Origin of the sequence: Tabrizicola sp. (assembly GCF_036781545.1) — a bacterium.
Classification (GTDB): Bacteria; Pseudomonadota; Alphaproteobacteria; order Rhodobacterales; family Rhodobacteraceae; genus Tabrizicola.
Genome location: NZ_DAIQAT010000039.1, coordinates 1 through 24,259, shown reverse-complemented (window position 1 = coordinate 24,259; position 24,259 = coordinate 1). Strand labels below are relative to the sequence as shown.

Sequence of the window (24,259 nt, the reverse complement as noted above, 5' to 3'; positions counted from 1 at the left end):
AGGATCGCCATGATGTTCGCGGTGTAGACGATGAAGGTGTCGGTGGTGATCAGGAAGATCGCGGGCACCGAATCCACCGCGAAGACCAGGTCGGCCACGTTGATCACGATCAGGGCAACGAAAAGCGGCGTTGCATACAGCATCAGCCTGCCCGTCGCGGGATTCGTCTCGCGGACGAAGAACTTCTGCCCGTGCAGCCCTTTGGTGACGTTCATGTGGGTCGAGATGAAGCGCACCACCGGGTTCTTCGAGATATCGGGATCGCTTTCCGGCACGACCAGCATCTTCAACCCCGTGAAAGCCAGGAACGCGGCGAAGACCAGCGTCACCCAGCCATAGGCGGCGATCAGCTCGGCCCCGATGGCGATCATGATGCCGCGCAGGATGATCACGCCGATGATGCCCCAGACCAGCGCGCGATACTGGTATTTCCGGGGAATGGCGAAGTAGCCGAAGATCAGCGAAATGACGAAGACGTTGTCGATCGAGAGCACCTTCTCGATGATATAGCCCTGGAAATAGCTGGCCACCGGGTTGGTGCCGTCGCTTGTCACCAGCGTGCCGTTCGACCAAGCCCACCAGATATAGCCGCCGAAGGCGATGGCGATGGCGATGTAGAAGGCCGACAGCTTCAGGCTTTCGGTGACGCCAAGCTCGTGGTCGTCCTTGTGCAGGACGCCCAGGTCGAAGACCATCAGCGTGACGACGATGGTCAGGAACAGCAGCCACAGCCACAGGGGCTTGGCCAAAACCGTCAGGAAGAGGAATTCCATCCCCGTTTTACCTCTCGCTCGGGTGCGTCGAGGTCAGCCTTTTCAGGGGGCAGGGCGCCGGGCTGACATCGAGCACGATTACTCGATGCGGTCCGACATCACGACTGGCGTCGTCAGAGGGGCCCGGCCCGCTGTGGGGAAGTGGGGGGCGAGGGCGGCATTTCAACCCCGGACGCCCGGGAATTTTCACGGAAGCGTGACTCCCCTGCCGGTTCCGCCGGATTTTCCGCGGCCTCGGGGCTTGTGGCAGGGGTCGCACGGCCTGTATGCCCGATCCGTAGGAGACCGCCATGAGCCTGAACACCTTTGGACATCTCTTCCGCGTCACCACCTGGGGCGAAAGCCATGGGCCGGCCATCGGCTGCACGGTGGACGGCTGCCCCCCCGGCGTGGCGCTGTCAGAGGCGGACCTGCAACCCTGGCTGGACCGGCGGAAGCCGGGGACGTCAAAGTTCACCACCCAGCGGCAGGAGGCGGATGCGGTCCGGATTCTCTCGGGCGTGTTCGAGGGGAGGACGACGGGCACCCCGATCCAGCTGATGATCGAGAACACCGACCAGCGGTCGAAGGACTATGGCGAGATCGCACAGTCGTTCCGGCCGGGGCACGCCGACATCACCTATCACCAGAAGTACGGCATCCGGGATTATCGCGGCGGCGGGCGGTCCTCGGCACGCGAGACGGCATCGCGGGTCGCGGCGGGGGGTGTTGCGCGGGCGGTTCTGGCGGCGCTGGTGCCGGGGCTGAAGATCACCGGCTACATGGTGCAGATGGGGGTGAAGGGGATTGATCGGGCGCGCTTCGATCCGCCGCAGATCGGGCTGAACCCGTTCTGGTGCCCCGATCCGGTGGCGGCGGCGGAGTGGGCCGTCTATCTGGATGAGCTGCGGCTCTCGCACAATTCGGTCGGCGCGGTGATCGAGGTGGTGGCAGACGGCGTTCCGCCGGGGCTGGGCGCGCCGCTTTACGGCAAGCTCGACAGCGACCTGGCTTCGGCGATGATGTCGATCAACGCGGTCAAGGGCGTGGAGATCGGCGAGGGGATGGCGGCGGCTTCGCTGACCGGAGTCGAGAATGCCGACGAGATTCGCATGGGGCCGGAGGGGCCGGAGTTCCTGTCGAACCATGCGGGCGGCATCCTGGGCGGGATTTCCACCGGGCAGCCGGTGGTCTGCCGCTTCGCGGTGAAGCCCACGTCGTCGATCCTGACGCCGCGCCGGACGGTGACGCAGGACGGCCGGGAAACCGACCTGATCACCAAGGGCCGCCACGACCCCTGTGTCGGCATCCGCGCGGTGCCGGTGGGCGAGGCGATGATGGCCTGCGTGCTGCTGGACCACCTGCTGCTGGACCGGGGCCAGACCGGCGCGGTGCGGGGGCGGATCGGCTGAGCTTCCCGGGGACCGGGATTTGCGGATCGGGATGATGCGGCACGTCTTCGCGATGTCCGGGATCGCGACGGGCCGCCTGTCCACGCGCAGCAGAAATGGAATGGAGGGCCCCGCACCCCTACGGGACCCTCCATCCACCCCACGCGCACACCCCAAGCACCGCGTAGTCTGTATAAAAGGTCCCGGGCGTCCTGCCCTGACTTCTCCCTGATAGCCGAATCCGCCGCGCCGCTCAAACGCGAAGCGCGCGGCATTTAGGGCAAATCCGATCAGTCGCGCGGGTTGGGCAGGAGGAAAGCCACCAGACCCAGAAGCGGCAGGAAGGCGCAGATGCGGTAGACGGTGACGATGCCCCAATGGTCGGCCAGCACCCCCAGGCCCGCGGCCCCCAGCGCCGCGATGCCGAAGGCGAGCCCGAAGAGAAGCCCGGCAACCATCCCCGTGCTTTGCGGCATCAGGTCCTGGGCATAAACCACCATCGCCGGGAAGGCCGAGGCCAGGATCAGCCCGGCCAGCGAGACCGCGATGACCGATGGCACTAGCGGCAGCCAGGGGACCAGAATGGTCAGCGGCAGGATGCCCAGGATTGACCACAGGATCACCCGCCGCCGCCCGATCCGGTCGCCGATGGGACCACCGATGATGGTGCCGACCGCGACCGCGGCGAGGAAGATGAAAAGGCAAAGCTGGGACTGCCCGACGCTCAGGCCGTACTGCTCGATCAGGTAGAAGGTGTAGTAGCTGGAGAGCGAGACCGAATAGACGAACTTGGAAAGCATCAGCAGGATCAGGAGGATCATCCCGAAGCGCACGGTGGCGGTGGGCAGGGGCACGGCGGCGCGGGCACGGCTTTTCCGGGCGTGGGCACGGGCGGCGCCGACTGCCACATACCAGCGCCCGACGCCCCAGAGGAGCGCCATCCCGGCAAGGGCGACGGCCGCGAACCATTCGATCGAAAGCTGCCCGCGCTGCATCACCACGAAGGCCGCCGCCAGGGGGCCAAGGGCCGATCCGGCATTGCCGCCGACCTGGAACAGCGATTGCGCGAAGCCCGGGCGCATCCCGGCCGCCAGGCGGGCGATGCGCGAGGCCTCGGGGTGGAAGATCGACGAGCCGAGGCCGATCAGCGCGACCGACAGCAGCACGACGCCGAAGCTTTGTGCATGGGCCAGAGCCACGAGGCCGACCCCGGTCGAGGCCATTCCGGCGGACATGGCATAGGGCAGCGGCCTGCGGTCGGTGTAGAGCCCGACCAGCGGCTGCAGCACCGAGGCGGTGCCCTGGAAAACGAAGGTGATCAGCCCGATCTGGGAAAAGCTGAGCGCCAGATTGCTCTTGAGCAGCGGATAGGCCGCCGGAATCAAGGATTGCATCAGGTCATTCAGGAAATGACCAAGCGCGACGGCAAGGATGACCTGCACGACAGTGCTGTCACCGGCGGTCTGGGAAGGCTGGGGAGTGGCGGACATCGGGTCTTTCCGGCTGCGGGCGGGCCAACATGGCGCGCTCCTCGGGGAAAGACAATGTCCGCCGGTCCGCCTTTGTCAGGCGTAGACCTTTTCCTTGCCGAAATGCTTGACCAGCAGATAGTAGAACACCGCCCGGAACTTGTTGCGCTCGGACTTGCCGTAGGTGTCGACGGCGGCGTTGATGCCTTCCATCAGGGCCGGACCATCCTTCAGGCCCAGTTTCTTGATCAGGAAGTTCGACCTGATGCGCTCCAGCTCTTCCTTGTCCGAAGCGGCAACGGTCTGCGCGTCATTGTCATAGATCGACGGCCCGCAGCCGATCGTCACTTTCGTCAGAAGCGCCATGTCTGGCGTCACGTTGCACTTGTTCTTCAGGTCATCGGCATATTTGGCGATGAGTTCGTCCCTCTTGCCCATCCTTTGTCTCCCTTGACTGGAACGGTGATCGTTAACGGCTGCGACCGTAGTCTGCCGGGCCAAGTTCGGGAAGGGGAAATTCTTGGCCTTGCCGTCAGTCTGCCGATGGATCGGGGAAGACGATCCGGTGATTGATCAGATAGCTGGCGATCGCAGCCAGCCCCGAGGCGAGGAGATGAACGAAAAGATCGTGCCGGAAGCTGCCGTTCGCCAGAAGGAAACTGACCGACGCGGCGATCCCGACCCCCAGCCCCTGTGTCGCGGCATAAAGCCACAGCCCGTGCCGGTGGGGCGTGCGGTGGGTGAAGGTGATACGGCGCTGGAGCCAGAAGGCCACGGGAATGCACAGGACCCAAAGCGCCCCCGCAGAAACCGCCCTGGGCAGGGGGAGGTGCGAGGTCGCAGTGGCCGCCAGTATGGCGTAAAGCAGGGAGATACCACCGCCCACGGCCAGGAAGCGCAGGAACATGGAGTGCCGGATCGTCACGGGGAAGTCTCTGCAAGTCTGGCCTTGTCGACTCTCAGAAGCCGCAGTTCGGTGCGATCCAGCGTCACATCCGTCAGCCAGTCCGGCATCTCGCCAGCGATAAGGGAGGCGGTCCAGGGATTGCCACGCTCGATCCGGCTGTCAGCGCAGAGGACGACATAGTCCGCGCCTGACTTGGCGATTGCTGCGCGAAGCGCGTCCTCGGTCAGGAAAGCCCCGGTCCCGTTCCAGAAGGCGTCGAAGCTGCGATGATAGCCCGCCGATGTCACGGAATGCTGGGTATAGGTTATAATGGCCGGCCCCAGGTTCATCGTCGAGAACATCAGCGCCGGAGGCAGGCGGGCGATCTCGGCCATGGCCGTCGGGGTGCGGCAACTCCCGCCACGCAGACCTGGCTGCTGCGACGCCTCGGGGCCAGAGTCGGTCCTGGACGCCGAAGACAGCCAGGTCACAGCGTTTTCCACGACGGTCGGAAGGGCCAGAAGCAGAGCCACCGCCGCAGGGGCACGGACCCGGCTTTCGCGGGGGATCAGGGTGAAGCCGTAGACCAGGAAACCCGCAAGGAAGGGGATCGCCGGGGTCATCAGGTTGACGGCCCGGATCTGCAGCAGGGAAAAGCCCAGCCCGATACCGGTCACGACGAAGGCCTGCATCAGCGCGGTGGCTTGCAGCGGGCCGATCCGTCCCCGCAGGCGCCAGAGGGTGATCGCGGCGAGACCGGCGATGACGAGCGGCGGCAGGAGGATGCGACCCAGAAGCGCGGGGTCGCTCGCCAGCAGGGTCGGAACGGACAGGGCCTCGATGATGTTGGTCTCGATGATGTTGCGCATTTCCGGGTCGACGCCGGAATAGGGGCCCGCAAGGCACTGGCCCGGAAGCGGGAAGGCGAGCCAGAGGCCCACCCCGGTCACGGCCACGAGGGTCGCGATCCGCGACGCCGGGCCGGTCAGGACGCGCCCGGCCAGAACCGGGGTCAGGGTCGCGACGACACCGACGAGACCCAGCGCCATGACCGGGGTTGCCAGCACGTCGCACCAGGGTGTTGCCCAGCCCGACATCGGTGTCTGGCCAGCCAGGAACAGCGGCGCGGACAGCGTGATCGCCGCGCCGAAGCCGAGAAGCCAGGGGCCGGTGTTGGCCTGCCCGAAGGCATGGCGCAGCGCCATGAGGCCCCAGATCGTGGCGTAGTAGGGTAGAAGCTCCAGCCCGATCGCCAGAGAGAAGGCGGTGACGACCCCGCCCAGGGCCCCCAGGACCCAGGCGCGACCCGGCACCAGAGCCAGATAGAACAGCGCTGTGCCGCAAAGGACCTGCAGATTGTGGTGGTCGATCCGCGGCGGAACGAATTCGCCGCCCAGCTTGCTCCAACTGAGGAAGACGGCGACCGCCCCGATGGCCGAGGCGGTTCCCAGAAGCCGCGCCGTACCATGTGCCAGGACAAGCACCATCAGGCAGGCCAGGAAGCTGGGCCAGAGGATCACGGCGGCAAGTTCGGCGGCTGAGGTCGATAGGAAATGTCGGGCGACAAGGATGATGGCGGCGAGACCGGCGTCGATGTAGCGCGACCAGTGCATCGGAATGCCTTCGGGCGGCAGGACGCGGTATTGCCGGGTGTCCCACCAGGATTGGCCGGACAGAAGGTCGCGCATCTCCATCAGGCGCATCTGGTCGTCCGGATCGGCCATGAGAAGCAGATCAGAAATCTGCGGCATGGATTTGAGCGCGGTGAGGAACACCAGCGCGATTCCCGCAAGGCAGATCAACCAGAGAAGCGACCTGGGTGATTCGGTAATGGTTCTAAAGGTGATAGGCACGTCGTTCTGTTTCCGGCGTTTTCGTTGTTAGCCAAGCCTGCTGCAAATCACTGTGATTTTGGAAACAGTCATGACTATGGCGAAAAGTATCCGCTTCTGTGGTGCGGAGCCCCGCCATGTCAGGATTCATCCCATTCCCCGCCCCAATTTAGGCGCTTTTGCCAGCGCATCATTGCACGACGCCGCAGGTCTGCCTGACCGACCGCCAGGGAATCAGCCGATGATCGAACTCACCATCCTCATGCCCTGCCTGAACGAGGCAGAGACACTCGAGACCTGCGTCCGCAAGGCGCGCGGGTATCTTGAAGCGTCAGGCATCAAGGGCGAGGTCATGGTGGCCGACAACGGCTCGACCGACGGCAGCCAAGCCATTGCGGAAGGCCTGGGCGCCGTGGTGGTGCCGGTGGCGCAACGCGGCTATGGCGCGGCGCTGATCGCGGGAATCTCGGCGGCGCGGGGCCGCTTCGTGATCATGGGCGACAGTGACGACAGCTATGATTTCGCGCGGCTGGACGGGTTCGTCGAACGGCTGCGCGCCGGGGCCGACCTGGTGATGGGCAACCGCTTCAAAGGCGGGATCGCCAAGGGGGCCATGCCGCCGCTGCATCGCTATCTGGGCAACCCGGTGCTGTCGACCGTCGGGCGGGTTCTGTATCGTACGCCGGTGGGCGATTTTCACTGCGGGCTGCGCGGCTTTTCGCGGGCGGCGATCCTGAAGCTGGGGCTGACCAGCCCCGGAATGGAATTCGCGTCGGAAATGGTGATGAAGGCCTCGCTGGCCGGGTTGAACATCGCCGAGGTGCCGACGACGCTCTCGCCCGACGGACGGTCGCGTCCGCCGCACCTGCGGTCGTGGCGGGATGGCTGGCGGCACCTGAAGCTTTTGCTGACATTCGCGCCGTTCTCGATCTTCCTTTATCCGGGCCTTGCGCTTCTGGCATTGGGTGGCGCGCTGTTCCTGCCGCTGCTCTTCGCGCCCGTGACTTTGGGCGGCGTAACGCTGGATACCGGCACGCTGATCTTCGCCGCGACCTTCATCATGACCGGGTTCCAGCTGGTCTGGTTCCATGCGCTGGCCCGGCTTTTCGCGGTGCGGATGAACCTGCTGCCCACCTCGCCCCGGTTCGAACGCCTGCGGTCCCGGCTATCGGTGGATACCGCCTGCCAGGTCGGCGCGGTGTTCCTGCTGATGGCTTTCCTGGCGACCGTTGCCTCGGTCGGCTTCTGGGCCTCGCGCGGGTTCGGGCCGCTGGAGGCGGGAACGATCACCCGCACCGCCTCGCTGGTCGCCGTGCTGGCGGCGCTGGGGATGCAGTCGGTGACGAACGGATTCCTCTGGGGGCTGTTGAGCCAGAAGGCGCCGGTCGAGGTTCCGACGCCCGAAGGCGAACCGGCCCGGGTCTGATCCCCAGGCCGGTTTCCGCAGTCAATAGCGGTAGTGGTCCGACTTGAACGGCCCTTCCGGTTTCACCCCGATATAGGCGGCCTGGTCGGGCTTCAGCTCGGTCAGCTTGACGCCGATCTTCTTCAGGTGCAGGCGGGCAACCTTTTCATCCAGCGCCTTCGGCAGGATGTAGACGCCCGGCGCATAGTCCTCGCCCTTGGTCCAAAGCTCGATCTGCGCCAGCACCTGGTTGGTGAAGCTGGCGGACATGACAAAGCTGGGGTGGCCGGTGGCATTGCCGAGGTTCAGGAGACGGCCTTCGGACAAGAGGATGATGCGGGCGCCCGAGGGCATCTCGATCATGTCGACCTGGTCCTTGATGTTGGTCCATTTGTGGTTGCGCAGCGCGGCGACCTGAATTTCGTTGTCGAAGTGGCCGATGTTGCCGACGATGGCCATGTCCTTCATCGCGCGCAAATGCTCGATGCGGATCACGTCCTTGTTGCCGGTGGTGGTGATGAAGATGTCGGCGCTGGCGACCTCGTCTTCCAGCAGCGTCACCTCATAGCCGTCCATCGCAGCTTGCAGGGCGCAGATCGGGTCCACTTCCGTGACCTTCACCCGTGCGCCAGCACCGCGCAGCGAAGCGGCCGAGCCTTTGCCCACATCGCCATAGCCGCAGACCACGGCGACCTTGCCGGCCATCATCGTGTCGGTGGCACGACGGATGCCGTCGACCAGCGATTCCTTGCAGCCGTATTTGTTGTCGAACTTCGACTTCGTGACGCTGTCGTTGACGTTGATCGCCGGGAAGGGAAGCTGACCCCGCTTGTGCAGATCATACAGACGGTGGACGCCGGTGGTCGTCTCTTCCGACACGCCCTTGATCGCGGCCTTGGTCTTGGCGAACCAGCCGGGGGAGGCTTTGATCCGCTTCTGGATCTGCAGCTTGATGACCTCTTCCTCCTCGGACTGCGGCACGGCCAGCACATCCTCGCCCGCCTCCATCCGTGCGCCCAGAAGGACGTACAGCGTCGCGTCGCCGCCATCGTCGAGGATCATGTTCGCGCCCTCGGGGAACATGAAGGACCGGTCAAGGTAGTCCCAATGTTCGGTCAGGGTCTGGCCCTTCACGGCGAAGACCGGAATGCCCGCAGCGGCAATCGCGGCGGCGGCATGGTCCTGGGTCGAGAAGATGTTGCAGGAGGCCCAGCGCACATCCGCCCCCAGGGCCACCAGCGTCTCGATCAGCGCGGCTGTCTGGATCGTCATGTGCAGGCTGCCGACGATCCGCGCGCCTTTCAGCGGCTGCGAGGCGCCGAATTCCTCGCGGCAGGCCATCAGGCCCGGCATCTCGGTCTCGGCGATGGTCAGTTCCTTGCGGCCGAACTCGGCCAGGGCGATGTCCTTGACGATGTAATCCGCAGCCATGCGGCGCACTCCTTGATCCTTAGTTGCGCGGGCAGATAGCATTGATCCCGACCGCAGACAACAAAGGCCGCTCCGCATGAAACAACCCCGCGCCTGGCAACGGATGCTCTCGGGCCGCAGGCTGGACCTTCTCGATCCGACGCCGGTGGATATCGAGATCGAGGACATCGCGCATGGCCTGGCCTTTGTCGCGCGGTGGAATGGGCAGACGCGGGGGGACTGGCCCTATTCGGTGGCCGAGCATTCTTTGCTGGTGGAGGAGATCTTCACGCGCATGAGCCCCGGTATCGCGGCAAAGTGGCGGCTGGCGGCGGTGCTGCACGATGCACCGGAATATGTGATCGGCGACATGATCAGCCCGGTGAAAGCGGCGGTGGGGCCGGGATACGGAGAGCTGGACCAGCGGTTGACGGCGGCGGTGCATCTGCGCTTCGGCCTGCCTGCGGTGTTGCCGGTGGCGATCAAGAAGGCGATCAAGGCGGCGGACAAGGTTTCGGCCTGGCTGGAAGCGGTGCGGATCGCGGGGTTTCGCGAGGCGGAGGCCGACAAGCTGTTCGGACGACCCGTGCCGGAGCTGGTGCACAGGCTGGAGATACGGCTTCGTCCGCCCGCAGAGGTGCGGGCGGACTATGTGGCTTCTGTGGCGCGGCTGCTTGCAGCCTGCGACTGACAGGGACAGGCGCCGGGCATCAGCGGCCGATGACCCGCAGGCGATCCGCCGTGTTCAGCCCTTCGATTTCCATGAACTCCCGCGGGCTGCGGCGTTGCTCACGGCGCGGCAAATGCTGTTCCGGGACATGGCCCAGGCGCGTTGCGATCATCAGGGCCTCGGCGAAGATATTCAACATGATCTTTCTCCTTTTCGTCTTTCGATGATCTCTTTTGCCATGAAAACAGTCGTGATACGATTCAATAGCTTTGAGTGACTGTTAGGTGATCTAACATATGGCGACCGACTGGCGCAGCATCCCCTCGCTGACCGCGCTGCGCGCCTTTGCGGCGACGGCGGAGCTGCGCAGCTTTTCTCAGGCGGCGCGGATGCTGAACGTGACCCATGCCGCCGTGGCCCAGCAGGTCCGCGCGCTGGAGGATCAGCTGGGCCGGTCGCTGGTGCAGCGTGAGGGGCGTGGGGTCAGCCTGACCACGGATGGCGAGCAGCTGGCCGAGGCGCTGGGGGAAGGCTTCGGCGCGATCCAGCGCGGGCTGGAGGCGCTGCGGGCAGGCGAGACGGATCGCCCGGTGCGTGTGACGCTGACTGCCAGTTTCGCGGCGCAATGGCTGATGCCGCGGCTAAAGGACTTCTGGGAACAGCAGCCCGACATCGGCCTGTCGCTGCATCCCGACAACCGGGTGGCGGACCTGCACCGCGAGCGGATGGATCTGGGCATCCGCTATGGCAATGGCGACTGGCCGGGGCTGGAGACGCAATACCTCGCCTCGGCCCGGCTGGTGATCGCCGGGGCGCCGTCATTGATCGGCGAGCGCAGCGAATTGACGACGGCCGAGATGGCGGAGATGGACTGGATCCTGTCAACCGGCTGGCCGGAGCAGGATACCCTGCTGCGGCAGCTGGGGCTGGACCCCGAGGCCTTGAGCCGGACCGACATCAACAGCGAGGAGCTGGCCATCGCGGCCGCGCGGCAGGGGCTTGGGCTGGTGGTGGAAACGGCGGCGCTGATCGAATCCGATGTGGCGGACGGGCGACTGCGCATCGTGCATGAAGGCCGCGAAAAACTTCCGGCCTATTTCATCGTAACCCTGCCCGGGCCAAAGCGCGCTGCGGCCCGGGCATTCCTGAAATGGCTCAAATCGCAGAGCTGAGGCTCAGATCGCCATATCGTCCGGCTTCTTGCCCTTGGCCAGCGCTTCAGAGAACCAGCGCGGCTTACGGCCACGGCCCGACCAGGTGTCGGCGGCATTCGCCGGGTTCGCGTATTTCGCCGTCGACGGCGAGCGTTTGCGTCCGGTCGTGACCCCAGTCAACTCGGACAGCGAAAAGCCCAATGTCTTCGCCTTTTCTTCCAGTTCCGCCAGCGCTTCGCGTTTGCGGCGGTCTTCATAACCCGAAATCGCCTTGGCAACCTGCGATTGCAGATCCTTCAGCTCTTTCAGGGAAAGCGTATTCAAGTCGAGTTTCAATGTCTGATCCCCCTCGGATAAAGACGCCTCCGGAATAGGGCCAATATCGCACCAGCGCAAGAATTGTTGACTAGCGGGGGCTTCTTTTCGCAAGAATACGCTGCAACGTGCGGCGATGCATGGAAAGACGGCGCGCCGTTTCCGAAACATTGCGGTCGCACATTTCATAGACGCGCTGGATATGTTCCCAGCGGACGCGGTCTGCCGACATCGGATTCTCCGACGGCTCCGGCAGATTGCCACCCTTGGCCAACAGCGCATTGGTGACGTCATTGGCGTCGGCCGGTTTGGACAAATAGTCGACCGCGCCGATCTTCACCGCCGCCACCGCCGTGGCAATCGCGCCATAACCGGTCAGCACCACGATCCGGCAGGACGGACGCTTTTCGCGCAGCGTCTCGATCACCTCGAGCCCGTTGCCATCCTCCAGCCTGAGGTCCACCACCGCATAGGCCGGGGGGCGCGCAATGGCCTTGGCACGGCCTTCCGCCACGCTTTGTGCGGTTTCGGTCAGGAAGCCGCGCTTCTCCATCGCCTTCGCCAGCCGTTTCACGAATGGCTCGTCGTCGTCGACAAGCAGAAGCGTCGGGTCCGGGCCCAGATCGGCGAGGTCTTCGGTCATGCGTCTTTCCTGGTCTTCAGCAGCAGGTCACGAGGCAGCTTTGCCTGCCTTCACGAAACAAGCAACGCTTTCCGCCATCTGATCGGAGGTAATCTCGCGCCGGAAGAAATCGACGAAGCCTTCGCCCGGCAGCATCAGATAGGTGAAGGTGGAATGGTCCATCAGGTAATAGTCATCGCCGGTGTCGCGTTTCTTGTAGAAGGTCTTGTAGGCCTTCGACGCCGCCTGCACCTGATCCGCGCTGCCGGTCAACGCCACGAGCTTGGGGTGCATGTTGTAGGCGTAATCCGCCAGCGCCTCGGGCGTGTCGCGGTCCGGGTCGATGGTGATGAAGACCGGGGTCACGTCCAATCCCTTGGCCTCCAGCTTGTCCACCGCCTCGACATTGCGCGCCATGTCCAGCGGGCAGACGTCGGGGCAGAAGGTGTAGCCGAAATAGACCAGCGCGGGTTTGGTGATGACGTCCTTGTCCGTCACCGTCTGTCCCGCCGTGTTCACCAGCGTGAACGGCCCGCCGATATCGCCGCCCGCAATCTGGCCCTGGCGACATTGGGCAAAAGCGTCGTCACCCCGGTTCGCCACGACATACCAGGCCGAGGCCCCGAGGAAAGCCGCAACGGCCGCTGCCGCCACACCTGCATAAAGCTTCGTCATGTTCACCCCATGGTCCGACGGGTCGCATTGATCTCAGATGCGCCGACCCATAACAATGGTCAACCCGATTGGGAGGACATCTGGTCACAGCATGGTCACCGCGCCACCCACCGTTCAGGCCCGCGATGCAGGGGTCAACATGGTCCGCCTGCGCACGCTCATCCTGTTGCGCTGGATGGCGATCGCCGGGCAGGTGGCGGCGATCCTGGTGGCCAGCCAGGCCTACGGGCTGCAACTGCCGCTGGGTCTCTGCGCGCTGGCGGTCGGGCTCTCGGTGCTGGCGAACCTGCTTCTCGTCGTGCTTCTGCCGGAAAACCGGAGGCTGAACGAGGCCGAGGCCTTCCTGACCCTCCTCTTCGATCTGTCGCAGCTGGCGTTCCTTCTGTTCCTGACCGGCGGGCTGACCAACCCGTTCGCGATCCTGGTGCTCGCGCCCGTCACCATCTCGGCCAGCGTGCTAAGCCTGCGCTCGACGCTGTTCTTGGGGGCGCTGGCGATCCTTGTCGTCAGCGTCGCCATGGTCTGGCACCTGCCGCTCCGCTTTCCCGACGGCACGGCGCTGGTGATCCCGCGGCTCTTCGCCTTCGGCTTCTGGTTGTCGATCATCATCGGCATCCTGTTCCTCGGGCTTTACTCGCGCCGGGTCGCGACCGAGATGCGGTCGATGTCCGAGGCGCTGCTGGCGACCCAGATGGCGCTGGCGCGCGAACAGAAGCTGACCGACCTGGCCGGCGTGGTCGCCGCCGCCGCGCACGAGCTGGGGACGCCCCTTGCCACCATCAAGCTGGTCAGCGCCGAGTTGATCGAGGAGCTGGACAGCCAGCCCGAGTTGCAGGAGGATGCCCGCCTGATCCGTGCGCAGGCCGACCGCTGCCGCGACATCCTGCGCGACATGGGGCGGGCCGGGAAGGACGACCTGCATCTGCGGCAGGCGCCCCTGTCGGCGGTGTTGCGCGAGGCCGCCGAGCCGCATCTGGCGCGGGGCAAGCAGGTGGAATTCGCCTTCGCGCCGATCCAGGACGGCGCCGAGGCGCAACCCACGATCCTGCGGCGGCCCGAGGTCATCCACGGACTTCGCAACCTGGTGCAGAACGCGGTGGATTTCGCCCGCTCGACCGTCTGGGTCGAGGGCGAATGGACCTCGCATCGCATCATCATCCGCATCACCGACGATGGCGACGGCTTTCCGCCGAACGTGATCGGCCGGATCGGCGACCCCTTCGTCCGCGCCCGCCGTCCCGAGCCCGAGGCCGAGAAGCGCCCGGGATACGAAGGCATGGGGCTTGGGCTCTTCATCGCCAAGACATTGCTGGAGCGCTCGGGCGCAGAGCTGTCCTTCGCCAATGCGACAGACCCGTTCCTGTCCCCCGAGGACAGGCCGGAGCGTTCGGGCGCGGTGGTCGAGGCGATCTGGAACGCCTCGGACCTGGCCCCGCCCCCAAGCACGGGCGGCCTCGGCCAGAACACCCGCATCGACCTTTGAGCAGCAGTTAACCGGCGATTAACCGTTTGCCGCCTAGCCTTGGCCCAGGTGTCGAGGATCGGGGGCCGGGATGGCGATTGAAATGTGGATGGCGGTGGGAACGGTCGGAACCGCGCTTCTGGTGGCAATGTCCGCGTTGTTCTTCATCGCTGCCTGGCAATCGCGGCGCGACGCTGCCGTGCCCAGCATTTTCGATCACAGCCCCGCGCGGGTGTCGTTCCTCCTCGACGGCGACCGTCTGGTCGATGCGACACCCGCCGCGCGCGCGCTTCTGCCGGACGGCGAAGACAGCTCGGCCCGCGCCCGGCTCGTCACCCGGTTCGGACCGGATTTTCCCAATCTTTCCGAACATCTGGCCGCCCTGCCCCGGCTGGGCCAGGTACAGATCGCCGCGCAGTCCGGTTCCGGCCCGGCGCTGGTCCTGAAGGCCGAACACCTGTCAGGCCTGACCCGGATCACCGTCGAGGGCGGCCAGGGACCCGCGGCCAGTCCGGCCGATGCGGCGACGGCTGCGGCGCTCCAGCAAGAGGTGATGGCGCAGCGGGCGATCCTCTCGCGCGCGCCAGTGCTGATGTGGCGCGAATCCGCGGCTGGCGGGGTGATCTGGGCGAATCACGCCTATCTCATCCGCGCGGTCGAGCTTCTGCCCGAAGGCGAAGACCTGTCCTGGCCCCTACCGAAGCTCTTCGACCAGCCCACAGCGCCGAAGACCCATCTGCTCCGTCTGAAGCTGCAGATGCCAAGCGGGGCGGAATGGTTCGACCTCGTCCGGATGCCGCAGGGCGAGGAGATGCTGTGCTATGCGCTGGCGGCGGACAAGGCGGTGCAGGCCGAGGCCGCGCTGCGCGAGTTCATGCAGACCCTGACCAAGACTTTCGCCGACCTGCCCATCGGCCTAGCGATCTTCGACCGCTCGCGCTGCCTTCAGATGTTCAACCCCGCGCTGGCCGACCTGACCACGCTCGCGCCGGAAATGCTGATCGCGCGCCCGACGCTGAACGCTTTCCTCGACGCGATGCGGGCGCGGGCGATGATCCCCGAACCGCGCGACTATCGCAGCTGGCGCAAGCAGCTGGCCCGGCTGGAGGAAGAGGCCGCGATGGGCCTCTTCGAGGAGACCTGGAGCCTGCCGGGCGGCCAGACCTACCGGGTGATCGGTCGCCCCCATCCGAACGGCGCGCTGGCCTTCATGTTCGAGGATATCTCGAACGAGATGTCGCGCACCCGCCGCTACCGGGCCGACCTGGAGCTTGGCCAGTCGGTGATCGACGCGGTGGAGGACGCGGTCGCCGTCTTCTCGCAGGGCGGGCAGCTGGTGATGTCGAACCACGCCTATGCCCAGCTCTGGCAGCACGACCCGCAGGTCCTGTTGTCCGAGGCGAGCATCGGCACGCTCTGCGCTTGGTGGCGCGAGCATGCGGCGCCTTCGCTTCTCTGGGACGACGCGACCGACTTTGTCACCAGCGCGGGCGATCGCGCGCCCTGGGAGGGGGAGGTGCGGCTTCTGGACGGGCGGCTGGTCTCGTGCCGGTTCCGCCCGCTGACCGGCGGGGCGACGCTGATCACCTTCCGGCTGCAGGGCGTGCTGGCGTTCCACACCGTCCGGGACCCTGCGCCGATGGGGCTCCTCTCGGCCTGAGGCTTGCGGCGGCCCGCCCCGCCGCTACAGTCGCGGCATGACGCGCGCCGCCCTGCTTTCCCTTGACCTGCCCGATGCCGATGCGACCGAGGCTCTGGGCCGCAGACTGGCCACGCTGGCCCGGCCCGGCGATGTGATCCTGCTGGAAGGTCCGATCGGGGCCGGGAAAAGCTGCCTCGCCCGCGCCTTCATCCGCGCCCGCCTGGGCCGTGCGGAAGAGGTGCCCTCGCCCAGCTTCACCCTTGTCCAGGTCTATGAGGCGGACGGGGTGGAGATCTGGCACGCCGATCTTTACCGGCTGACCCACCCCGACGAGGTCTGGGAACTGGGCCTCGACGACGCCTTCCAGAGTGCGATCTGCATGGTCGAATGGCCCGACCGGCTGGGCGCCCATGTCCCGCCCGACGCGCTGTGGATCAGGCTGGAGGCGGCAGGCGAGGGGCGCCGGGCGGTGATCGTCGGCGGGCGGGACGGGCTGGGGAAGGCGCTGGTCGATGGCTGAGCGGGCGGCTGCAATCAGCGATTTCCTGGCCCTTGCCGGTTGGGGCAGGGCCGAGCGCCACCATCTGGCGGGCGATGCCTCGGACCGGCGCTACGAACGGCTGCGGCTCGGCGCGGCGACCGCCGTCCTGATGGACAACCCGCCGGGCGGGGCCGACGATCCGGCGGCCTTCGCCAGCATGGCCCGGCACCTGCGCGCCCTCGGCCTCTCTGCCCCGGCGATCCTCGCCGAGGACCTGCCGCGCGGCCTTCTGCTGCTGGAAGACCTGGGCGACGACCTCTATGCCCGGCTCCTGACTGCCGATCCCTGCCGGGAGGCCGAGCTTTATGCCCCGGCGGTCGACGTGCTCCTCCATCTGCACTCCGCCCCACCCCCGCCCGGCCTGCCGAACCTTTCCGCCGCGGATTGGGCGACGGCGGCGGGCTTCGCACTGGACTGGTACGCTTTTGCGGCCACCGGGACGAAACCGGACGCGGCGGACTTCCACGCCGCCCTCTCCGCCGCGCTGTGCACCCATGCCGATGGCCCCCGCGTGTTGATCCTGCGCGACTATCATGCCGAGAACCTGCTCTGGCTGCCGGGTCGCGGGGGGCTCGCCCGTGTCGGGCTCCTCGATTTCCAACTCGGCCAGCTGGGTCAGCCGGGCTATGACCTCGTCTCGCTGCTCCAGGACGCCCGCCGCGATGTCCGGCCCGGGACCGAATCCGCGATGGTTGCCCGTTTCGCCGCTGCCACCGGGGCCGATCCGGCTGCCTTCGCCGCCCATTACGCGACGCTCGGCGCACAGCGGGCCCTGCGCATTCTCGGTATCTTCGCCCGGCTCTGCCTCGTCGCGGGGAAACCCCACTACCTGCGCCTGATCCCCCGCGTCTGGGGCCAGTTGCAGCAGAACCTCGCCCATCCGGCGCTCGCCGACCTCCGCGCGATCTGCGACCGGCTGCTGCCCGCGCCCACCCCCGACCTCCTGCACAAGATCGAACGGCAATGTCCGACTTCCCCTTCCCGCTGATGATCTTCGCCGCCGGGTTCGGCACCCGCATGGGCGCCCTGACCGCCGACCGGCCCAAGCCGCTGATCCCGGTCGCTGGCCGGGCGCTGATCGACCATGCGCTGGAGGTCGGCCACCAGGCGGGCGCGACCCGGACGGTGGTGAACACGCATTACCGCGCCGACCAGATGGCAATCCATCTTGCCGGGCGCGGCGTTGCGATCAGTCACGAATGTGAGCAAATACTCGAAACCGGCGGAGGCCTGAAAGCCGCGCTGCCGCTTCTGGGCGATGGGCCGGTGGCGCTGCTGAACAGCGACGGCATCTGGACCGGGCAAAACCCCTTGCGCGAGCTTGCCGCCGCCTGGGACGGCAGCCGGATGGAGGCGCTGCTCCTGCTCCTGCCCCTGGCCGATACGCTGGCGCATGGCCCGAAGGGTGATTTCCGCCTGGCCCCCGACGGGCGGATTTCGCGCGGCGCGGGCGGCGAGGACCATGTCTACATCGGCGCGCAGATCCTGCATCCGGCCCGGATCGCGACGACTTCCGATGCGGTCTTCTCCCTCAACCGACCCTGGAGCGAGATGATCGCCGCAGGCACCGCTTACGGGATCGTCCACCACGGCGGCTGGTGCGACGTGGGCCACCCCGAGGGGATTGCGGCGGCCGAGGCGCTCCTCCACTCTGCCCGGCATGACTGAACCGAACCTCTTCGCCCTGCCCCTCGGCGTCGACTTTCCCGCGGAACTGGTGGAAGGCCTGCTGGCCCGCATGGCCGGCCAGCCGCCGGAAGCGCTGGCGCGGGTGACAGTGATCGTCAACACCCAGCGGATGCGCCGCCGGGTGGCGGAAGGCCTGCAAGCGAAGGGGGCGCTGCTCCTGCCCCGGCTGATGCTGATCACCGAAGCCGCCACACTGGCCGGGATCGCCCTGCCCCGCCCGATCTCGTCCCTGCGCCGCAGGCTGGAGCTGTCGGTGCTGCTGGACGGGCTGCTTGCCACCGGCTCCACGCAATTCCCCCGCACGGCGCTGTATGATCTGGCCGACAGCCTGGCTGCGCTGATGGAGGAGATGCAGGGCGAAGGCGTCGATCCCGGCCGCATCGCGCGGCTGGACGTGGCCAACCATTCGGCGCATTGGGCGCGCACACAGGCCTTCCTCGGGATCGTGACCGAGGCGCTGCGCGGCGAGGCCCCGGATGCCGAGGCCGTGCTGCGTCGGGCGGTGACGCGGCTGGCGGAGGAGTGGTCCACCAGCCCCCCCGCGGACCCGGTGATCCTGGCGGGCTCCACGGCCTCGCGCGGGACGACGGCGCTTCTGGTGCAGGCCATTGCCCGGCTGCCGAACGGCGCGGTGGTCCTGCCGGGCTATGACTTCGACACGCCCGATCCGGTCTGGGCCAGCATGGACGACGCGCTGACCGCCGAGGACCATCCGCAATTCCGCTTCCGCCGGGTGATGGACCTGCTGGAGTGCGGGCCGGGGGCGATCCGGCGATGGACCGAGGCGCAGCCTCCCGCGCCCGACCGCAACCGGCTGATCTCGCTCTCGCTCCGCCCCGCGCCGATCACCGACCAGTGGCTGACCGAGGGGCCGGGCCTGCCCGACCTGCGCCCCGCCACCGAAGCGCTGATCCTGATCGAAGCGCCCAGCGAACGCGCCGAGGCCATCGCCATCGCCCTGATCCTGCGCGAGGCCGCCGAGACCGGCACCCGCGCCGCGCTGGTCTCGCCCGACCGCAACCTCACCCGCCGCGTGACCGCCGCACTGGACCGCTGGGGCATCCGCCCCGACGATTCCGCCGGGCGTCCGCTGGCCTTGTCGGCCCCCGGTCGCCTGATGCGGCAGGTCGCGGCACTGTTTGGCCAGAAGCTGACCGGCGATGCGCTGCTGGCGCTGCTCAAGCACCCGCTCGCCTTTTCCGGCCCCGGCCGCGGCCCGCATCTGATCCTGACCCGCGAGTTCGAGCTGCATCTGCGCCGCCACGGCCCCGCCTTCCCCACGGCGGAAAGCGTGCAGAGCTGGGCCGATACCCAGACCCACGAGCGCGCCGCCGACTGGGCGCGGATCGTGGCGGCCACGCTTTGCGGGCACGAGGCCATTCCACGGCTGCCCCTGGAAGACTTTGTCGCGATGCATCTGGTCCTGAGCGAGGCGCTGGCGCGGGGCTTTGCCGAAACCGGCGCGGGGGCGCTGTGGGAAAAGGCGGCCGGGGAAGAGGCCGCGAAGGCTGTGGCAGAGTTGCAGGCCGAAGCCGGGGCGGGGGGCGAGATGACGCCTGCCGATTATGCGGGCGTGTTCCTGGGCGTGCTCAACCGGCACGAGGTGCGCGAGACGGAAAGCGTGCACCCCGGCATCATGATCTGGGGCACGCTGGAGGCCCGGGTGCAAGGCGCCGATCTGGTGGTGCTCGGGGGCCTCAACGACGGCACCTGGCCCGCCCAGCCCTCACCCGACCCCTGGCTGAACCGGGCGATGCGGAAGGAGGCGGGGCTGCTTTTGCCGGAACGCCGGATCGGGCTTTCGGCGCATGACTACCAGCAGGCGGTGGCGGCAAGGCGCGTGGTGCTCAGCCGGGCGAAGCGGGGGCCGGAGGCGGAAACCGTGCCCTCGCGCTGGCTGAACCGGCTGGTGAACCTGATGTCGGGCTTGGCCGAGAGGAACGGACCCGATGCGCTGCGGGCGATGCGCGACCGGGGCGAAGGCTGGCTGCGCCAGGCCCAGGCCTTCGATGCGGCCCCCGCGGCGGCCCCGGCGCGGCGGCCCTCGCCCCGCCCGCCGGTCGCGGCCCGGCCGCGGAAGCTGTCCGTCACCGAAATCAGGACGCTGATCCGCGACCCCTATGCGATCTACGCGCGCCATGTGCTGAAGCTGAAGCCGCTCGACCCGCTGCGCCCCGTCGCCGACCCCCGGTTGCGCGGCACGGTGCTGCACGAAATCCTGGAGATCTACCTGCGCGAAGGTGGCGGCGGGCGCGAAAGGCTTCTGGCGATCACCGGGGAAGTGCTGGCCGAAAGGGTGGCCTGGCCTCTGGCCCGGACGATCTGGCAAGCCCGTATCGCCAAGGCGGCGGATGCCTTCCTGGACTTCTCGGCCTCGACCGGGGGCCAGCCGGTGCTGATCGAGGAAAAGGGCGCGGTGGCGCTGCCGGGCCTCGACTTCACGCTGACCGGCAAGCCCGACCGGATCGACCTGTTGCAGGACGGGCGGCTCTATCTGATCGACTACAAGACCGGCGCGCCACCCACCAAGGCGCAGCAGAAGCATTTCGACAAGCAGCTGTTCCTGACTGCCGCGATGGCCGAGGCGGGCGGGTTCCGGGGGCTGGACCCCGGAGAGGTGGCGCGGCTTTCCTATGTCGGGCTGAAGGCCCGGCTGGACATCGAGACGACAGACCTTGAGCCGGGCGAGGTGGCCGAGGTCTGGACCGAGTTCGGCAGGCTGATGGCCAGTTACGCGCGTCCCGGCCAGGGCTACACCGCCCGCCGCGCGCTGGAATCCGTCCGCGATGCCAGCGATTACGACCACCTGTCGCGCTTCGGCGAATGGGACATGACCGACGATCCCGTGCCCGAAGAGCTTGGCTCGGAGGATGGGGCATGACCGATGCCCTCACCCCCCAGATCACTGCCGCCGATCCCGCGCGGAACACCTGGCTTTCGGCCAATGCCGGCTCGGGCAAGACCCGCGTGCTGACCGACCGCGTGGCGCGCCTCCTGCTCGGCGGGGTGGAGCCGCAGCACATCCTTTGCCTCACCTACACCAAGGCCGCCGCGTCCGAGATGCAGAACCGTCTGTTCCAGCGGCTGGGCGCCTGGGCGATGATGCCCGAGGCCGATCTGCGCACGACGCTCGCCACGCTGGGCGAGGGCGCGCTGTCGCCCCAACGCCTGTCCCGCGCGCGCCAGCTTTTCGCCCGCGCCATCGAGACACCGGGCGGGCTTCGCATCCAGACGATCCACAGCTTCTGCGCCAGCCTCCTCCGCCGCTTCCCGCTGGAGGCCGGTGTCCCCCCCGGCTTCACCGAGATGGACGACCGCGCCGCCCGCCAGATGCGCGCCGAGATCGTCGAGGAAATCGCCGACGGCCCCCAGGCCGTCGTGGTCCGCCGCCTGACCGAGGTGCAGAACGGCGAGGATTTCGGCACGCTTGTCGACCAGATCGCCGGCCACCGCGCGGCTTTCGCCTCCCCCATGGAGCCTGCCTCGGTGCGCCGGTTGTTCGGCCTGCCTGCGGATGTCACCGACGACCATTTCGTGCAGATCGCCTTTCGCGGCGGTGAGGATTGGCTGGTCGCCCAATGCCTTCCGCTGCTGCGCGCCGGGTCCGCGACGATGCAGGACCTCGCCACGGCGCTTGCCGGACTGCGGCTGGATGCGCCGGGCCGTGCCGATCTGATGGTGCTGTATGACTGCCTCCTCAAGGCGGACGGCCAGCCCAATTTCAAGAAGGTTCCGACCACCAAGGTCCGCACCGCCATGGGCGATCTGGTGCATGACTTCGACGACTTCATGCAGCGGGTGTGCGATGCGCGGGACGCCGAAAAGGCGCTCGCCGCCGCCGAAAAGACCCTGGCGCTGCACGATTTCGCCGCCGTCTTCCTGCCCGAATATGCCGCCCGCAAGGCCGCGCGGGGCTTCCTCGATTTCGACGACCTGATCGCCCGCGCCAAGGCTTTGCTCACCGACCCCTCGCTGGCGGCCTGGGTGCTCTACCGGCTGGACGGCGGCATCGACCATATCCTGGTGGACGAGGCGCAGGACACCAGCCCCGAGCAATGGGACCTGATCGAGGCCCTGTCGGCCGAACTGATCGCCGGGGAAGGTGCCGCCAATCGCGCGCGGACGCTGTTCGTCGTCGGCGACAAGAAGCAGTCGATCTATTCCTTCCAGGGCGCCGATGTCGCCGCCTTCGACCGGATGCGCGGCCATTTCGGCAGCCGCCTTGCCGGCGGGCCGGGCCTTGCGACCAGCGCTCTGGAACATTCCTTCCGCTCCTCCCCCGCGGTGCTGGAGGTGGTCGACCGGACCTTCACCCCCGACCAGCACGCGGCGCTTGGCGGCGGGTCGCACCACCTTGCCTTCAACGCCACATTGCCCGGCCGGGTCGATGTCTGGCCCGTTCTGGGCAAGGAGGACAAGGCCGAGCCCGGCCCGTGGTTCGAGCCGCTCGACACCCCGCACCCCGAGGACCCGAATGTCGCGCTGGCCAACCGGATCGCCCGCTGGATTCGCGAAAGGGTGGAAACCGGCGAGCAGATCCCGCAGGCGGGCAAGCCCGACCGCCCCCTCCACTACGGCGACTTCCTGATCCTGGTGCAGCGCCGGTCCGAGCTGTTCCGTGAGATCATCCGTGCCTGCAAGGCGCTGGACCTGCCCATCGCCGGGGCCGATCGGCTGAAGCTCGGCGGCGAACTGGCGGTGAAGGACCTCGCCGCCCTCCTCGCCTTCCTCGACACGCCCGAGGATGACCTGTCGCTCGCCGCCGTCCTCCGCTCGCCCCTGTGCGGCTGGACCGAGGTCGAGCTTTTCCGCCTCGCCCATCCCCGCAAGGGCTATCTGTGGGAGGCGCTGCGCGACCATCCCGGCCATGACGAAACCCGCGCCTTCCTCGACGACATGCGCGGGCAGGCCGACTTCCTGCGCCCCTATGACCTGATCGAACGCGTCCTCCACCGCCACGACGGCCGCCGCAAGCTGATCGGGCGGCTGGGGGCCGAGGCCGAGGATGGAATCGACGAGCTTCTGTCCCAGGCTTTGTCCTACGAGGCGACCGAGGTCCCCAGCCTCACCGGCTTCCTCGCCTGGATGGAGACCGACGAGGTCGAGGTGAAGCGCCAGCTCGACGGCGAAGGCCACCGCATCCGGGTGATGACGGTCCACGGCGCCAAGGGGTTGGAGGCCGAAATCGTCATCCTGCCCGACACCTGCGACCACCCCCTGCAGGACCGCGACCAGCTGTACCGCCTGCCCGGTGGCCCGCCGGTCTGGAAGGTCGCCAAGGAGGAAAGCCCCGCCCTGATCGCCGAGGAACGCGCCGCGCGGGCCGAGCGCGACGCGGCGGAACGGTTGCGGCTCCTTTACGTCGCAATGACCCGCGCGCGCTGCTGGCTGGTCGTCGCCGGAGCGGGCAAGACGACACAGGCGAGCTGCTGGCACAACCTGATTTCTGCCGGGGTGCAGGCGGCGGGGGCCGTGACCATCGAGGACGGCATCCAGCGCCATGCCTTCGGCGACTGGCCCGGCCCCGCGCCGCGCGTCCTAGCCGCCGAGACGCCCGTCGCGCTTCCTGCCTGGGCGTCGCAGCCCGCCCCCGAACCCCTCCGCACGCCGAAGCTGCTGTCGCCCTCCGACCTCGGCGGCGCCAAGGCGCTGCCGGGCGAACCGCTTTATCCCGAGGCAGAAGCCCGCGCGCGCGGCACCGCGCTGCATCTCCTTCTCGAACGCCTGCCGGGGCTCAAGCCGGAAGATTGGGACAGCCTCGCCGCGACGCTGGTTTCCGACCCCCTGCACCTGACCGACGCCCTGCCCGAGGCGCGGCTGGTCCTAGCGCATCCCGACCTCGCGCCGCTGTTCGGCCCAGCGACCCTCGCTGAAGTCGCCGTCACCGCGCCCTGGGGCGACCGGACGCTGGCCGGGACCATCGACCGGCTGGTCATCGCCCCCGACCGCATCCTGATCATCGACTACAAGTCGAACGCCGTGATCCCCGACCGGCCCGAAACCACACCCGAAGGCATCCTGCGCCAGCTTGGCGCCTATGCCCACATGCTGGCGCAGATCTACCCCGACCGCCGGGTCGAGACGGCGGTGCTGTGGACCAAAGGACCCCGCCTGATGCGGGTAGATCCCGGCATCGTGAGGCAGGCCTTCCTCCGAACCACGATCCCTTGACGTTCCGGCCCTCCGTCCATACCTTCCTTATCCGACAAATCCCGCAGGAGAACGATCATGGGCGCTGCCACCGTCGCAGTCACCGACGCCACCTTCGACGCCGAGGTCCGCAAGTCGGCCATCCCGGTCGTCGTGGACTTCTGGGCCGAATGGTGCGGCCCCTGCCGCCAGAT

At 67.5% G+C, this 24,259-nt stretch carries 22 protein-coding genes; 12 read left to right on the top strand and 10 right to left on the bottom strand.

Features of this window, described 5'->3' with window-relative positions; translation table 11 throughout:
• A partial coding sequence (locus V7Q39_RS08720; RefSeq protein WP_333816177.1) for a TerC/Alx family metal homeostasis membrane protein occupies positions 1-773 on the bottom strand: 773 nt, incomplete at its 3' end.
• Positions 774-1,063: 290 nt separating this feature from the next.
• On the opposite strand from V7Q39_RS08720, the gene aroC reads away from it, so the two are divergent.
• Complete coding sequence (gene aroC, locus V7Q39_RS08715; RefSeq protein WP_333816176.1) at positions 1,064-2,164, top strand: chorismate synthase; 1,101 nt, start codon at positions 1,064-1,066, stop codon at positions 2,162-2,164.
• Between the two features lie 269 nt (positions 2,165-2,433).
• On the opposite strand, the gene V7Q39_RS08710 is transcribed toward aroC, so the two are convergent.
• The 4 genes from V7Q39_RS08710 to V7Q39_RS08695 form a co-directional block, all read right to left on the bottom strand.
• Positions 2,434-3,633, bottom strand: a complete 1,200-nt coding sequence (locus V7Q39_RS08710; protein WP_333816175.1) for an MFS transporter — start codon at positions 3,631-3,633, stop codon at positions 2,434-2,436.
• A gap of 75 nt (positions 3,634-3,708) precedes the next feature.
• On the bottom strand, positions 3,709-4,050 hold the full coding sequence (locus V7Q39_RS08705) for a DUF2853 family protein (RefSeq protein ID WP_333816174.1): 342 nt from the start codon (positions 4,048-4,050) through the stop codon (positions 3,709-3,711).
• A 94-nt stretch (positions 4,051-4,144) separates the two neighbouring features.
• Positions 4,145-4,519, bottom strand: coding sequence for a GtrA family protein (locus V7Q39_RS08700; protein WP_333816173.1), 375 nt, complete (start codon positions 4,517-4,519; stop codon positions 4,145-4,147).
• 14 nt (positions 4,520-4,533) lie between these two features.
• Positions 4,534-6,300: a hypothetical protein gene (locus V7Q39_RS08695; RefSeq protein ID WP_333816172.1), complete on the bottom strand. Its 1,767-nt coding sequence runs from the start codon at positions 6,298-6,300 to the stop codon at positions 4,534-4,536.
• Positions 6,301-6,571: 271 nt separating this feature from the next.
• On the opposite strand from V7Q39_RS08695, the gene V7Q39_RS08690 reads away from it, so the two are divergent.
• A complete protein-coding gene (locus V7Q39_RS08690; RefSeq protein WP_333816171.1) occupies positions 6,572-7,756 on the top strand; it encodes a glycosyltransferase family 2 protein in 1,185 nt (394 codons plus the stop codon).
• A 21-nt stretch (positions 7,757-7,777) separates the two neighbouring features.
• On the opposite strand, the gene ahcY is transcribed toward V7Q39_RS08690, so the two are convergent.
• A complete protein-coding gene (ahcY, locus tag V7Q39_RS08685; RefSeq protein WP_333816170.1) occupies positions 7,778-9,166 on the bottom strand; it encodes an adenosylhomocysteinase in 1,389 nt (462 codons plus the stop codon).
• Positions 9,167-9,242: 76 nt separating this feature from the next.
• Here ahcY and V7Q39_RS08680 point away from each other — a divergent pair, with 76 nt between their 5' ends.
• Positions 9,243-9,836: an HD family hydrolase gene (locus V7Q39_RS08680; RefSeq protein ID WP_333816169.1), complete on the top strand. Its 594-nt coding sequence runs from the start codon at positions 9,243-9,245 to the stop codon at positions 9,834-9,836.
• 19 nt (positions 9,837-9,855) lie between these two features.
• On the opposite strand, the gene V7Q39_RS08675 is transcribed toward V7Q39_RS08680, so the two are convergent.
• On the bottom strand, positions 9,856-10,014 hold the full coding sequence (locus V7Q39_RS08675; protein ID WP_333816168.1) for a hypothetical protein: 159 nt from the start codon (positions 10,012-10,014) through the stop codon (positions 9,856-9,858).
• 97 nt (positions 10,015-10,111) lie between these two features.
• On the opposite strand from V7Q39_RS08675, the gene V7Q39_RS08670 reads away from it, so the two are divergent.
• Positions 10,112-10,987: a LysR family transcriptional regulator gene (locus V7Q39_RS08670; RefSeq protein ID WP_333816167.1), complete on the top strand. Its 876-nt coding sequence runs from the start codon at positions 10,112-10,114 to the stop codon at positions 10,985-10,987.
• Between the two features lie 3 nt (positions 10,988-10,990).
• On the opposite strand, the gene V7Q39_RS08665 is transcribed toward V7Q39_RS08670, so the two are convergent.
• The 3 genes from V7Q39_RS08665 to V7Q39_RS08655 form a co-directional block, all read right to left on the bottom strand.
• A complete protein-coding gene (locus V7Q39_RS08665; protein WP_333816179.1) occupies positions 10,991-11,305 on the bottom strand; it encodes an H-NS histone family protein in 315 nt (104 codons plus the stop codon).
• A gap of 70 nt (positions 11,306-11,375) precedes the next feature.
• Positions 11,376-11,927 carry an ActR/PrrA/RegA family redox response regulator transcription factor gene (locus V7Q39_RS08660; protein ID WP_333816166.1) on the bottom strand — a complete coding sequence of 184 codons (552 nt, stop codon included), beginning with the start codon at positions 11,925-11,927 and terminating at the stop codon, positions 11,376-11,378.
• A 27-nt stretch (positions 11,928-11,954) separates the two neighbouring features.
• Positions 11,955-12,581, bottom strand: coding sequence for an SCO family protein (locus V7Q39_RS08655; protein ID WP_333816165.1), 627 nt, complete (start codon positions 12,579-12,581; stop codon positions 11,955-11,957).
• Positions 12,582-12,672: 91 nt separating this feature from the next.
• Between V7Q39_RS08655 and regB the strand changes: the two genes are divergently transcribed.
• From regB to V7Q39_RS08615, 8 genes are all read left to right on the top strand, one after another.
• Complete coding sequence (gene regB, locus V7Q39_RS08650; RefSeq protein ID WP_333816164.1) at positions 12,673-14,064, top strand: sensor histidine kinase RegB; 1,392 nt, start codon at positions 12,673-12,675, stop codon at positions 14,062-14,064.
• A gap of 70 nt (positions 14,065-14,134) precedes the next feature.
• Positions 14,135-15,703, top strand: a complete 1,569-nt coding sequence (locus V7Q39_RS08645; RefSeq protein ID WP_333816163.1) for a PAS-domain containing protein — start codon at positions 14,135-14,137, stop codon at positions 15,701-15,703.
• Positions 15,704-15,740: 37 nt separating this feature from the next.
• The gene (gene tsaE, locus V7Q39_RS08640; protein WP_333816162.1) at positions 15,741-16,205 is read left to right on the top strand and encodes a tRNA (adenosine(37)-N6)-threonylcarbamoyltransferase complex ATPase subunit type 1 TsaE; all 465 of its coding nucleotides are present in this window, start codon (positions 15,741-15,743) and stop codon (positions 16,203-16,205) included.
• Positions 16,198-17,214 carry an aminoglycoside phosphotransferase family protein gene (locus tag V7Q39_RS08635; RefSeq protein ID WP_333816161.1) on the top strand — a complete coding sequence of 339 codons (1,017 nt, stop codon included), beginning with the start codon at positions 16,198-16,200 and terminating at the stop codon, positions 17,212-17,214. Before tsaE ends, V7Q39_RS08635 begins: the two co-directional genes overlap by 8 nt.
• Positions 17,190-17,894 carry a nucleotidyltransferase family protein gene (locus V7Q39_RS08630; RefSeq protein ID WP_333816160.1) on the top strand — a complete coding sequence of 235 codons (705 nt, stop codon included), beginning with the start codon at positions 17,190-17,192 and terminating at the stop codon, positions 17,892-17,894. Before V7Q39_RS08635 ends, V7Q39_RS08630 begins: the two co-directional genes overlap by 25 nt.
• Positions 17,887-20,796 carry a double-strand break repair protein AddB gene (addB, locus tag V7Q39_RS08625; protein ID WP_333816159.1) on the top strand — a complete coding sequence of 970 codons (2,910 nt, stop codon included), beginning with the start codon at positions 17,887-17,889 and terminating at the stop codon, positions 20,794-20,796. Before V7Q39_RS08630 ends, addB begins: the two co-directional genes overlap by 8 nt.
• Positions 20,793-24,086, top strand: coding sequence for a double-strand break repair helicase AddA (addA, locus tag V7Q39_RS08620; protein ID WP_333816158.1), 3,294 nt, complete (start codon positions 20,793-20,795; stop codon positions 24,084-24,086). The genes addB and addA overlap by 4 nt, the downstream gene beginning before the upstream one ends.
• Positions 24,087-24,143: 57 nt before the next feature.
• Positions 24,144-24,259: thioredoxin family protein (locus V7Q39_RS08615; protein ID WP_333816178.1), on the top strand; the 116-nt coding region annotated here is incomplete at its 3' end.